Origin of the sequence: Chryseobacterium sp. C3 (assembly GCF_014218905.1) — a bacterium.
GTDB lineage: Bacteria > Bacteroidota > Bacteroidia > Flavobacteriales > Weeksellaceae > Chryseobacterium > Chryseobacterium mucoviscidosis.
The window spans coordinates 454,294-466,972 of record NZ_JACLCU010000004.1; the positions used below are offsets into that span (position 1 = coordinate 454,294).

Annotated in this window: 9 protein-coding genes; 3 read left to right on the top strand and 6 right to left on the bottom strand. The window is 37.0% G+C overall.

Features of this window, described 5'->3' with window-relative positions; translation table 11 throughout:
• Positions 1-6 precede the first annotated feature (6 nt).
• Complete coding sequence (gene hutH, locus H6W53_RS11845) at positions 7-1,494, bottom strand: histidine ammonia-lyase (RefSeq protein ID WP_185207036.1); 1,488 nt, start codon at positions 1,492-1,494, stop codon at positions 7-9.
• 132 nt (positions 1,495-1,626) lie between these two features.
• Here hutH and H6W53_RS11850 point away from each other — a divergent pair, with 132 nt between their 5' ends.
• Positions 1,627-2,388 carry a hypothetical protein gene (locus tag H6W53_RS11850; RefSeq protein WP_185207038.1) on the top strand — a complete coding sequence of 254 codons (762 nt, stop codon included), beginning with the start codon at positions 1,627-1,629 and terminating at the stop codon, positions 2,386-2,388.
• A gap of 129 nt (positions 2,389-2,517) precedes the next feature.
• Complete coding sequence (gene uvrC, locus H6W53_RS11855; protein WP_185207040.1) at positions 2,518-4,308, top strand: excinuclease ABC subunit UvrC; 1,791 nt, start codon at positions 2,518-2,520, stop codon at positions 4,306-4,308.
• A 189-nt stretch (positions 4,309-4,497) separates the two neighbouring features.
• On the opposite strand, the gene H6W53_RS11860 is transcribed toward uvrC, so the two are convergent.
• The 3 genes from H6W53_RS11860 to H6W53_RS11870 are packed head-to-tail and all read right to left on the bottom strand — an operon-like array spanning position 4,498 to position 7,239.
• A complete protein-coding gene (locus H6W53_RS11860) occupies positions 4,498-5,253 on the bottom strand; it encodes a hypothetical protein (protein ID WP_185207042.1) in 756 nt (251 codons plus the stop codon).
• A gap of 12 nt (positions 5,254-5,265) precedes the next feature.
• Positions 5,266-6,348 carry a PorV/PorQ family protein gene (locus H6W53_RS11865; protein ID WP_185207044.1) on the bottom strand — a complete coding sequence of 361 codons (1,083 nt, stop codon included), beginning with the start codon at positions 6,346-6,348 and terminating at the stop codon, positions 5,266-5,268.
• A 12-nt stretch (positions 6,349-6,360) separates the two neighbouring features.
• Positions 6,361-7,239, bottom strand: coding sequence for a DMT family transporter (locus H6W53_RS11870; protein ID WP_185207046.1), 879 nt, complete (start codon positions 7,237-7,239; stop codon positions 6,361-6,363).
• A 415-nt stretch (positions 7,240-7,654) separates the two neighbouring features.
• Here H6W53_RS11870 and H6W53_RS11875 point away from each other — a divergent pair, with 415 nt between their 5' ends.
• Entirely contained in the window at positions 7,655-9,283 is a 1,629-nt protein-coding gene (locus H6W53_RS11875) for an acyl-CoA carboxylase subunit beta (protein ID WP_185207049.1), read from the top strand.
• Positions 9,284-9,517: 234 nt separating this feature from the next.
• Here H6W53_RS11875 and H6W53_RS11880 read toward each other — a convergent pair whose 3' ends face one another.
• On the bottom strand, positions 9,518-10,957 hold the full coding sequence (locus H6W53_RS11880; protein WP_185207051.1) for an AAA family ATPase: 1,440 nt from the start codon (positions 10,955-10,957) through the stop codon (positions 9,518-9,520).
• 41 nt (positions 10,958-10,998) lie between these two features.
• A complete protein-coding gene (locus H6W53_RS11885; protein ID WP_185207053.1) occupies positions 10,999-12,120 on the bottom strand; it encodes a vWA domain-containing protein in 1,122 nt (373 codons plus the stop codon).
• Positions 12,121-12,679 lie beyond the last annotated feature (559 nt).

Here is a 12,679-nt window from a genome sequence, read left to right on the forward strand (position 1 = left end):
CTTGTTTTAATTAACTATAAATTTCCTTTCATTTATCAATTCTGCTATTGCAAGCATATCCTGACCAATCAGTCTGTCATCTTCAAGCTTAGCTACTTTTGAACGAAGGATTTCAAAATTTTCTTCAATAATTTTTGAACATTTTGCCGGTCTTCGGAATTCTAAACCTTGTGCCGCAAACATGAGTTCAACCGCCAAAATATTCACGAGATTGCCAAGAACCTGATTGAATTTTCTGCCGGAAATACTTCCCATCGAAACATGATCTTCCTGTCCAAGACTCGTCGGAATAGAATCCGCAGAAGCCGGAAAACACAATGTTTTATTTTCTGTAACCAACGCAGCAGAAGTATACTGAGGAATCATAAACCCTGAATTTAAACCCGAACTTTCCGTCAGTAATCTTGGTAAGCCGTATTTTCCTTCCAGTAACAGATAACTTCTTCTATCTGAAATATTTCCCAGTTCGGCAGCAGCCAAAGTTGCATAATCCAAAGGTAAAGCCATCAATTGTCCGTGGAAATTTCCTCCGGAAATAGATTCTTCCGCGCTTAAAACGATTGGATTATCTGTTACCGAATTCAGTTCCGTTTCTGCCATTATTTTTAGATGTTCGAAGGCGTTTCTGCTTGCACCGTGAACCTGCGGAACACATCTCATGGAATACGGATCCTGAACTCTATCGCAATATTCGTGTGCTTTAAGGTTTTCAGAACTCTTTAAAAATTTGAGCATTCTTGCCGCCACTTTTTTACTTCCCTCAAAAGGACGGATCTCATGCAGCTCTTTTTTAAACGGACTTGCAGAACCTCTGTAAGCTTCAATACTCATTGCAGCCGTCATATCCGCAAGATCAAGCAAATATTCAAATTTTTCTAATCCTTTAATCGCATGAGCAAGAATAAACTGCGTTCCGTTGATTAATCCCAATCCTTCTTTCGGTCCTAAAACCAAAGGTTCGAGATTATTTTTTTCTAAAATTTCGGCTGTTTCAAAAATTTCATTTCCAACCCAAACTTTTCCAAGCCCCAAAAGCGGTAAAACGAGATGAGCCAAAGGAGCCAAATCTCCGGAAGCCCCTACAGAACCCTGCTCCGGAACTACCGGAATAATGTCTTTTTCCAGCATCAGGATCAATCTTTCGATCACTTCCAGAGAGACTCCGGAAAAACCTTTTGATAGTGCATGAACTTTTGCAATCATCATGATTTTTGAAAGTTCTTTATCAATCGGCTTTCCTACGCCTACTGCGTGAGAAATAATCAAATTATATTGTAACTGTGCGGTTTCTTCTTCAGATATTTTTACATCGCACAAAGGACCGAACCCTGTATTGATTCCGTAAACCGTTCTGTCTGATTCTACAATTTCACGTACGTTCTTTTGTGATTTTAAAATCTGTTCTTTGGCAGCCTTGTTTAGTTTAGCTTTATCAGGAGTTTTACAGATCTCCAGAACATCATGGAAACTGAAAACATCTACACCGTATATCATTCTCTAAATTTTGTCTTAAAATTACACATTTGGCAACGATTGGAAAAACTAAATTTCAACAACATATATTTTTCTGAAAATAAGTGAATTAATTTACTATTTTTACCGCCAAAATATAAAAATTAATATCCCATGAAACTTAAAACTTTAGTGTTTACGCTGTTTCTTGTAAGCACAGCTTCTTTCGGACAGAAAGTAAAATACTCCAAGGAAGAAATTAAAAAAATGGAACAGTACCTTTTTAATGAAGGTTTTAATGCTCCCTCTGTAAAAAAGACATCTACCGTAATATTAAAGGACGGAACGACTCATAAAGGTTTCTGCAGCAAAACAGATACGAAAAAGGGTCAGATTTTTGAGGTTACGCTGAAAGATAGTATTTCTAAAAAGCCATCGGTATTTGTTGCCGATAACATCAGCGAAATGTATTTGTATCCGAATGAGGCTGAAAAAGTCGGGAAAGTTTTTAAGTACATGGGGAACATCAGAAACTATCAGACCAAGAAATTAAAAAACTCTACGACCAAAGATCGTATTCACTTTGTAAACCAGACGGTTTCCCTGAAAAATAAGAAAGACGACAAAGAATTCTTAATGCAGGTCATCAATCCGGAATTTGATGATATTATTTCCGTATATCATGATCCCAGAGCAAAAGAAACCGGCGGATTTTCGGTAATGGGTTCTCCACAATTGGGTGGCGGTGTTACAAAATCCTACTATGTAAAAAAAGGAGATAAAGTAATGTGGCTTCATAAAGATGATTTCGAAGACAATTATGATTTTCTTTTTGGCGACAATCCTGAGTTTATGAAAAAATATCCTAAGAATTCCGTGGAATGGGATTATTTCAGCTTTTTAGTGTATCAGTACACAGAAATGAGCCAAAGCTAAATTTTTAAATACAAAAGAATAAATCGTATATAGAGAAACTGTTTAATTACCATCAATTTTAACAAACATTATAAAGCTGTAGTATTTCTGCGGCTTTTTTTGTGCTTCTAAATTCCGTAATTTTGTTATATGAATCCTTCTTTAGAATTACAACTCAAAACTTTACCTTCCGAGCCCGGTGTTTATCGTTATTATGACAAAAATGATCAGCTTTTGTATGTAGGAAAGGCTAAAAATCTGAAAAAAAGGGTTCTCTCCTATTTCAACAAAAATCTCTCAGGGTACCGCATCAAAATCATGGTGGGAAAAATCCAGCGGTTGGAAACAACGATCGTTAACAGTGAATATGATGCACTTTTACTGGAAAATAATTTAATTAAGGAACATCAGCCGTTTTATAATGTCATGCTGAAGGATGACAAAACGTATCCGTGGATCTGTATTAAAAACGAAGATTTTCCGAGAATTTTTCTTACCCGTACCAAAATTAAAGACGGTTCCGAATATTACGGACCTTACGCAAAAGTGCGTCCTGCAAAGATTCTTCTTGATACGATAAAGCATATTTATAAATTAAGAACCTGCAATCTCAATTTAGCTCCGAGTAAAATTGATGAAGGAAAATACAAAGTATGTCTGGAATATCACATCAAAAACTGTGAAGGACCTTGCGAAGGATTGGAAAGTAAGGAAGATTATGATGAAAAAATAGATGCCATTCGCGGAATCATCAAAGGAGATTTCCGTAAAGCGAAAGAATATCTGGTGAACCAGATGATGAAATATGCAACCAATCTTCAGTTTGAAAGTGCACAGATCATCAAGGAAAGAATTGACGCGCTTGAAGATTATCAGACTAAAAATACGGTGGTGAATCCAAGTATTGATGATGTGGATGTTTTTGGAATGACAAGCGATGAAACAGCTGCTTACGTTAATTTCTTTAAAATAAGGAACGGAAATATTATCCAGAGTTATACCACCGAGATTAAAAAGATCCTCGAGGAAAGCGACGAAGACATTATGGAGCAGGCTTTGGTGGAAATCCGTCAGAAATTCGATTCCCATTCAAAAGAAGTGCTTCTGCCTTTTCATCTGTCTATTGAAATTCCGAATGTAAAACTGATCGTTCCGAAAGTTGGAGATAAAAAGCGAATCGTTGAGCTTTCTGAAAAGAATGCGAAAGAATACCGTTTGGAAAAATTAAAACAGGTTCAGATCGTCGATCCGGAAAGACATACGAACAGAATTATGTCTGAAATGCAGAAATTGCTGAGAATGCCTGTTGAACCACGACACATTGAAGGTTTTGACAATTCCAATATTCAGGGAACAAATCCTGTTTCTGCGTGTGTTGTTTTCAGAGACGGAAAACCAAGCAAAGCCGATTACAGAATTTTTCATCCGAAAACGGTGGAAGGTCCCAATGATTTTGCTACAATGGAAGAAGTGATCTACCGCCGTTACAAAAGAATGCTGGATGAAGGCGAAGATCTGCCTCAGTTGATTTTAATTGACGGTGGAAAAGGTCAGTTATCTTCTGCGGTAAAAAGTCTGAGACTTTTGGGATTGTACGGAAAAATTACCATTGTAGGCATTGCAAAACGTCTGGAAGAGATTTTCTTTCCGGAAGATCCTATTCCTTTATATTTGGATAAAAAGTCTGAAACGCTGAAAATTTTGCAGCGTGTGAGAGACGAAGCACACCGTTTCGGAGTGAAACATCACAGAACCAGAAGAAAAAATTCTACGATAAAATCTGAGCTGGAGGAAATTCCGGGAGTTGGGGAAAAAACAATTGAATTATTGCTTTCAAAATTAAAATCGGTAAAAAGAATCAAGGAATCTAATCTTGAGACATTGGAGGAGATTTTAGGCAAAAGCAAAGCGAAAATAATTTACGATTTTTTCAACGAATAGAGACAAACTCAAAACAAATAACACATATTAAATAATTTTATGAAAATAATTTTTATAATATTTGTTAATTTAAATATTTTTTATAAATTAGATGAAGTTAAAGACTTCTTAACTCAAAAACTTCTTCATATTTAAATTTACAAAAAAAGTCCTCGTAACGAGGACTTTTTGATTTATGCTGTAATGCCGTTATTTTTTATAAAATATTTCTTTGCCGTACTCACCGCCGGACAAAGGCATTTCTATAATAATATTTCCATTTTCGTAGTATCCTAATGTAGATTCTCCGTTTTGTAGTTTAACTCTGAAAACATCGCTTTTTGTTGTGGCTTTAAAAGTTGCAAACGGTGAAGAGCTGTTAGAATTTACCAGAATAAACTGAGAATTGTCGATCTGAATTTTTTGAAAGTCCATCTTTCCGTTGCTGAATTTCAACGCGGTATTGTCTACAGATGAAGAAGAACTGTTGGTAACAACCTGCGTAGAGTTTGCTGTTACGGTTTCCTGAACTTTTACCTGTGAAGCTGGCTGTGCTGTAGGATTAGCCGGAGAAATAGATACAAAAGTCTGTTTCAGTGCATCCTGATAACCTTCTTTGTATTCCTTAATATTAGAAGCTCCTTTAATGGATGAAACTACTTTATCATTACAGTCTTTAAACTGAACCAGTACCTTGTTTCGTAAAAAACCACTGTCGTTGATGATATCTGCCATCAAAACATTGCAGGGATTACTTTGCGCTTCAGCCGGCCATTGTAACTTATCCGAAGGAATTACTGTATAATTTTTGCTTCTTAAAGTTTTGGTTAATAAATTATTCAACCCGAAATCTTCTTTAAAAGTTTCCAGTTTCGAAGGAAGAGAAATATATTTATAATCCGAAACCTTCTGTCCGAAAGCAAACATCGAACTGGCTGTTAATATGATAAGCGATATTTTTTTCATTTAATTTAAAATTTAGTCGTTTCTGAATTGCCCGATATCCAGTTTCAGAGAAAAGAAATTGGAATAGAAATTAGACCCTCCGATTCCGGAATTGGTAATTGCATAATCCAGCGTAAGACCTCTGTATCTGATCCCAATTCCCGCACTCGGCTGGAAAGAAACTTTTCTTCGAAGATCTTCAATATCTGTAATCGACTGGAATCTGTTCACCCCCAATCTCACGAAAATCATTTTCTGATAGCCTAATTCTGCTCCGGCATATGGCGTTAAACTGGCAAAATCAGAAGAAACCAAGGCTGCCGTTTTTGCAAAATCTACGTTAATTCCTGCTTCCGGCAATACATAAACACTGCTGTTGATTTCAAACATTTTGCTTACACCTGCATTTAATTTCGGCATCGTAAGCTCCATTTTATCTTTTGGCGCAGGGTTGAATTCTTCTCCGTTAACCACTGTTGAAAGTTCTTTCTGATTGACGCTCCAGAAGTTCACAGTTGTAGTCGCATCTCTCAGCATCCCTCCCAGTTTCCAGCCGTTGTCCATTTTATAAATAGCCCCTACATCAAAACCGAAACCATATCCGTTCGCAAATTTCCCTACATTTCTGTAAACGATTTTAGCGTTAATCCCCACATCAAGCTTCTGATTTCCTCCTGGATTGAATGCATAAGAAAGAATTGCGGCGTAATCAGACTGGGAGAATTTGGTGATTTTATCATAATCAATATTTCCTTCGGTGTCGATTAACTGTGTGGTATTTAATATATTATCTACTCCTAATCTTACAACAGAAACCCCGAAAACTCCGGTTTCCAGAACTTTGGCATAGGCTAGATAATCGTATTTTGCGATAGATTCGAAATATTCGGCGTGCATTGCTGCGCCCTGCCAGTCTTTTTCCACGCCCATTAATCCAGCGGGGTTCCACATCGGTGAATAGACATCATCCTGATTGGAGATCACCGCACCTCCCATGGCAAGACCTCTTGCTCCGGCTCCGATGTTCAGAAATTCGTTGGAATATTTTCTGATGATCTGGGATTGCGATATCCCGAAAACCAGAGAGAATGCAAGTAAAAAATATTTTTTCATCATATCAATTGATGCTTAATTTAAAGTTTTTTGTTTTTTAGCTTTTATCAATCCGTTAGCAATGATTGCCAGTATCATAACTCCTGAAGCGATGTAAAAAATCGGGCTCATGTGTTCTGATTCCCCAAAGATAAAAAAAGCTAGTATAATTCCGTAAACCGGTTCTAAATTAACTGTTAAAATTAATGTAAAAGGCGAAATATATTTCATGAGATTCACCGATTCCAGCATCGGAAAAGCTGTGAAAATACTTGCCAGTAAACCTATTAACGCGATATCGCGGTAACTTATTTCATTTATCGAAAAAATTTGTCCTGAGAAGAGATAAAATATCAATAAAATAAACCATCCTGAGAATATTTCATAAAAAATAATATTTCCTGAGCTTGTTTTTCCAAACATCTTTCCGTTGAAAACCGAAAAAATGGTTCCGAAAATGGCACACAGCACTCCGTAAAATATTCCTTCTTTGTACTGAAATTCTGTTTTGAAGATCAATAAAATACAGGCGACAATTACCACTCCCATGACGACTTCCGAAACATCAATCTTTCTTTTAAAAATCAAAGGTTCAAGAATGGATGCAAATAAGGTGGATAAAGACAGACAGCTTAATGCGATGGAGACATTCGATATTTTAATGGAGTAAAAAAAGCAGTACCAGTGAAGCGCCATCGAAAAGCCGATTGCAGCCAACTGGAAAAATACTTTCTTCGAAACTTTAATGCTGTCTTTTTTGAAAACACGGATGTACACAAAAAGACAGATCGCCGCAAAAAGCATTCTGTAAAAAACCAGAATTTCTGCATTCGCATGAATCAGTTTTCCCAAAATTGCCGTAAATCCCCACAAAAACACTATCAAATGCAATCTGAAAAGAGCCAATTTATGCATATCCTACCTTCTTTTACTATTTCTGCAAAAATACAAATAGGTTTTACATTTCGTGTAATAATTTTTCAGTAAAGCTTCTGATTTTTTGATAAAATTTAAAATATGGTTAATTGCCGGAAAACAGGAATTAAGATTCCTATTTAACATAAAATAAAAAAAACCCTGAAAATTTATTCAACTTTCAGGGCCTTCAAATAATAAACTATTAAAAAAATAAACTAGGAACTTAGAGGAAGGATGAGATTTCACTCTCCCTTTCTCTAATGTAAAGTTAGCAAATTACGAACCATAAAAAATATATTTTTTGTTAAATATTTCATAAAATTCTGAAAACCAATTTATTAAACATTTGTTTACATCCATTTTCATTCCATGTAAAAAATAGTATCTTTAAACGGAAAAAATTGAAATTTTTATGGACATTGAATTCAACAAAAGAGAAGATCAGAACAGATTAAAATTATCCGAAATCAATCGCTTATTGACAGAAATTAAAAAGGGAGGTGGTGAAAAGAGGCTTCAGAAGCTTCGTGAAGAGGGAAAAATGACGGCAAGAGAAAGAATTGACTATCTTCTTGATAAGGATTCTGAGTCTATAGAAATTGGGGCTTTTGCCGGATATGAAATGTATGAGGAGCACGGAGGCTGCCCAAGCGGGGGTGTTGTTGTGGTAATGGGGTATGTTTCCAAAAGACAATGCATCATTGTGGCAAATGATGCTTCTGTAAAGGCGGGAGCATGGTTTCCGATTACGGGTAAGAAAAATCTCAGAGCTCAGGAAATTGCCATGGAAAACAGACTTCCGATTATTTATCTGGTGGATTCTGCGGGAGTTTATTTGCCGATGCAGGACGAGATTTTCCCTGATAAAGAGATGTTCGGGAGAATTTTCAGAAATAATGCTAAAATGAGTGCTGCAGGAATTATTCAGATTTCTGCTGTGATGGGAAGCTGTGTTGCAGGTGGTGCTTATCTTCCGATTATGAGTGATGAAGCGATGATTGTGGAGGGAACGGGTTCTATTTTCCTTGCAGGAAGTTATCTGGTAAAAGCGGCAATCGGGGAAAGTATTGATAATGAAACTCTGGGAGGAGCAACTACACATTGTTCGATTTCGGGAGTTACGGATTATAAGGCTAAAGATGATAAAGATGCGCTGAACAGAATTAAGAATATCATGAAGTCTTTGGGAAGTACGGAAAAGGCAGGTTTCGACAGAATTGAAAGTGTACCGCCGAAAGAAAAGCCTGAGAATATTTTCGGGATTATGCCTGTTTCAAGAGCGGATCAGTATGATACCTACGATATTATAAAATGTCTTGTTGATAACTCTGAGTATGAAGAATATAAGCCTGATTACGGGAAAAGTATTATCTGTGCCACGTCAAGAATCGATGGATGGTCTGTAGGAATTGTAGCAAACCAGAGAAAGCTTGTAAAAAGCGGAAAGGGTGAAATGCAGTTTGGAGGGGTGATTTATTCTGATTCTGCGGATAAAGCAACGAGATTTATTGCGAACTGTAACCAGAGAAAAATTCCGTTGGTGTTTTTACAGGATGTAACCGGCTTCATGGTGGGTTCTAAATCTGAGCATGGAGGAATTATTAAGGATGGCGCAAAAATGGTAAATGCTGTTTCTAATTCTGTAGTTCCTAAGTTCACGATTATTACCGGAAATTCTTACGGAGCCGGAAATTATGCGATGTGCGGAAAGGCTTATGATCCAAGGTTAATTGTTGCGTGGCCATGGGCAGATCTTGCGGTAATGGGCGGCGCGCAGGCAGCAAAAGTTTTGGCACAGATCCAGGAATCTACGTTGAAAAAGCAAGGAAAAGAAATTTCTGAGGAAGAACATAAAGAAATTCTGGATTCTATTTCGGCAAAATATAAGAAACAGACGGAAGCAACGTATGCAGCAGCAAGGTTGTGGACCGATGCAATTATTAATCCTGTAGATACCAGAAAATGGATTTCTATGGGAATTGAAGCGGCGAACCATTCTCCGATCACTGAGAAGTTTAATCTTGGAGTTATACAGGTTTGATAATTGATGATTGATGATTGATGATAAATAAAAAAGATGTGGAAATTAATTCTACATCTTTTTTTGTTTTGAATGGGTAAGTTAGTCCAATATTTTAAATTCTGACTTTCATCTTAGCCCCGATTGCAGCATTTGTGTGAGCTCATTTTATAGATTCGGCGGCGGCTTTGCCCCCGCCGAATCTATAAAATAGCGAGTGTGGAAAGCGGGAAACAGCTCCTCATAAAACAGATTCTATGAAAAGAAAACTCCCGTTCTGAATCTTTCTTTATTCAGTTTTTTATTCACAGCCAATCCCCAAAGAATAAATTCTTTTAAAAACAGAAGATCTTCGGGTTGGGTATCGGGTTGGTATTTTTCAATGATTTCATCAAGCGGAGTAATTCGATTTAGGTTTTTCGCGTAGACTTCATCCGGAGATTCGTCGGTAATTTCTAAAAATCCGTCATCCTGTAAAAACCAATCGGTGATCTGGCTGAATGGTCCGTCTACATTCTTTTTCTCCAGTTTTTCTATTTTGGGGAAATACGTGGTAAACAGAGTTTTTACCGCATTATCTATTAAGAGTTGTGCCACAGATTCTGCTCCTTCCTGCTCTCCTTCATAAACCAGTTCTACCTTTCCGGTAATCGCAGGAATAACGCCAACAAAATCGCTCAGCCTCACCGAAGTTTTTTCTTCGCCAGCCAACAAAGCTCTACGTTCTGCCGTACTCAACAAATTTTCGAAAGCCGTGATGCTCATACGTGCACTCACACCACTTTTTGCATCTACATATTCGCTCTCGCGGGCTTCAAAACCAATCTGTTCCAGAAGATCATGGGCTAAAGCCGGAACATACACTCCGTTTTTCTGGCGGCTGTCCAGACTGGATTCATATTTTGTAATTTCTTTCGCAATATGGATATTTTCAGGATAGTGCGTTAAAATCTGCGATCCGATTCGGTCTTTAAGAGGAGTAACGATGCTTCCTCTGTTGGTATAATCTTCCGGATTGGCGGTAAAAACAAACTGAATATCCAAAGGCATTCTCACTTTAAATCCACGAATCTGAACATCGCCTTCCTGTAAAATATTAAACAGAGAAACCTGAATTCTTGCCTGTAGATCCGGCAATTCGTTAATTACAAAAATACAGCGGTTGGCTCTCGGAATCATTCCAAAATGGATCACACGATCGTCTGCATAAGATAATTTAAGATTGGCAGCTTTTATCGGATCTACATCACCAATAAGATCGGCAACAGTAACATCCGGAGTGGCAAGTTTTTCAAAAAATCTTTCATCGCGGTGAAGCCATTCAATAGGCGTGCTATCGCCTTCTTTTTCAATTAATTCTTTTGCAAACCGGGAAATCGGGTTAAAAGGATCATCATTAATCTCGCTTCCGTCCACATAAGGAATCCATTCATCCAACAAGCTTGTCATCATTCTTGCCAGTCTTGTTTTAGCCTGACCTCGCAATCCTAATAAATTGATGTTATGCTTACTTAGAATGGCATGCTCCAATTGAGGAATTACCGTGTTTTCGTATCCGAAGATTCCCTCAAATACAGATTCTTTATTTCTGATTTTAGTTTTTAAATTGTCCCGTAATTCGTCTTTAATATGTTTTGATGTATAACCTGATGCTATTAACGCACCAAGCGTTTTTATTTCTGGCTTTGCAGTCATTGTATTTAAATCTAATTGATAATTTTTATTGAGTAATAATTTTAACGGATTCTTCTTTTACGATTGGATTCATAATCTTCAAAAATCATGTTTCCTAAACCATTAAGACCTGTATAAAATGCTTTTCCCTGATTGGCTTCTGTAAATTCGCTCACGAAATGCTGCAAATAAGAATCCTGCGCAATCATAAAAGTAGTAATTGGGATATGGAGCCTTCTTGCCTGAGCTGCCATATTGTAACATTTCTGAACTACATATTCATCCAGCCCATAAGAATTCATATAATAAGTACCATCCGGTTCACGCACACAGCTTGGCTTTCCGTCGGTAATCATAAAAATTTGTTTGTTGGTATTTCTTTTTCTGCGCAAAATATCCATTGCTAACTGAAGTCCTGCAACAGTATTCGTATGATAAGGCCCAACCTGCAGGTAAGGAAGTTCCTGAATCTTTACCGGCCATGCATCATCCCCGAAAACAATAATATCCAACGTATCTTTCGGATAACGCGTTGTGATTAATTCAGCAAGTGCCATCGCTACTTTTTTAGCCGGAGTAATGCGGTCTTCGCCGTAAAGAATCATACTGTGACTGATGTCGATCATTAAAACAGTGCTCATTTGAGACTGATGTATGCTATCTTCAACAATCAGATCATTTTCCGTAAGATGAAAATCTCCGATCCCGTTATTGATTTGTGCATTCTTTAGACTCTCCGTCATTGAAATTTTTTCCACAGCATCTCCGAAATTATAATTTCTGAACTCTCCGGTTAAGTCTTCACCTGCTCCGCTTTTATTCGTTTTATGATTTCCGTTTCCGCTCTTTTCAAGATTTCCAAATATTTGTTTAAGTGCCTGCTTACGGATATTCTGTTCCATTTTCGCACTTAACGTAACTCCATTGCCATTTCCATCTGGATTAATCTCTTCCCGAATATATCCTTTCTTTTTAAGGTCTTCAATAAAGTCATCTATTGTATATTCAGGAGTGGTTAATTGGTATTCTTCATCCAACATCCGAAGCCAGTCAATTGCTTCATTAAAGTCACCTGAAGTATGCGTCAGTAAATCCGTAAAAATTTCCAGCAATCGGTCAAATACAGACAGTTCAGGTTCCTGATAAGTATTAAACCTAAAACCTCTTACAATATGCTCTTTCATATCATAAATTTACGATATAAATTAAAAAGCCTTAAGAGATTTAGTCTATTTAACCTTTTAAGAATAAAAATGAAAGTCTTTAAATTTTATAAAGGAAAGTTATCTACTACTTTAAGTAAGCGTTTTCAATATCCTAAATATATTTTCAGGAGCTTTATCCCGCTATCCACTCTTACTCCTCGCGCCCGGCTTTCCGAGTTAGTGACCTCACTTTTCCTGTTCCCGTTGCGGGGTAAACGTTTCTATCGCGGCTAGGAGATGGCAGAGAATATTGATAATTGATGAGTAATGAGTAACGAAAGATAATTGATGAGTGATAAATGATGAATGATAAATGATAAATGATTATATCATCGGGTTTCTTTACTTTTCTTTTCTTACTTGTTCCTTTATCCTTTTACTTTTTACTTGGCTCTCTTACCCTTGTTTCTTACTGAAGTTTTCTTACGTTTGGGGAATAGGATTATATTTGAGTTATACGCAAAAAAAGTCTCATAGAAATTAATCTATGAGACTTTTAAATAAAAACTGGCGGCGACCTACTCTCCCGCTTGTCGCA

What these genes read in the sequence shown, in the direction of transcription:
- hutH (WP_185207036.1), bottom strand. Translation starts at nt 1,494, where the DNA reads ATGATATACGGTGTAGATGTTTTCAGTTTCCATGATGTTCTGGAGATC.
- H6W53_RS11850 (WP_185207038.1), top strand. Translation starts at nt 1,627, where the DNA reads ATGAAACTTAAAACTTTAGTGTTTACGCTGTTTCTTGTAAGCACAGCT.
- uvrC (WP_185207040.1), top strand. Translation starts at nt 2,518, where the DNA reads ATGAATCCTTCTTTAGAATTACAACTCAAAACTTTACCTTCCGAGCCC.
- H6W53_RS11860 (WP_185207042.1), bottom strand. Translation starts at nt 5,253, where the DNA reads ATGAAAAAAATATCGCTTATCATATTAACAGCCAGTTCGATGTTTGCT.
- H6W53_RS11865 (WP_185207044.1), bottom strand. Translation starts at nt 6,348, where the DNA reads ATGATGAAAAAATATTTTTTACTTGCATTCTCTCTGGTTTTCGGGATA.
- H6W53_RS11870 (WP_185207046.1), bottom strand. Translation starts at nt 7,239, where the DNA reads ATGCATAAATTGGCTCTTTTCAGATTGCATTTGATAGTGTTTTTGTGG.
- H6W53_RS11875 (WP_185207049.1), top strand. Translation starts at nt 7,655, where the DNA reads ATGGACATTGAATTCAACAAAAGAGAAGATCAGAACAGATTAAAATTA.
- H6W53_RS11880 (WP_185207051.1), bottom strand. Translation starts at nt 10,957, where the DNA reads ATGACTGCAAAGCCAGAAATAAAAACGCTTGGTGCGTTAATAGCATCA.
- H6W53_RS11885 (WP_185207053.1), bottom strand. Translation starts at nt 12,120, where the DNA reads ATGAAAGAGCATATTGTAAGAGGTTTTAGGTTTAATACTTATCAGGAA.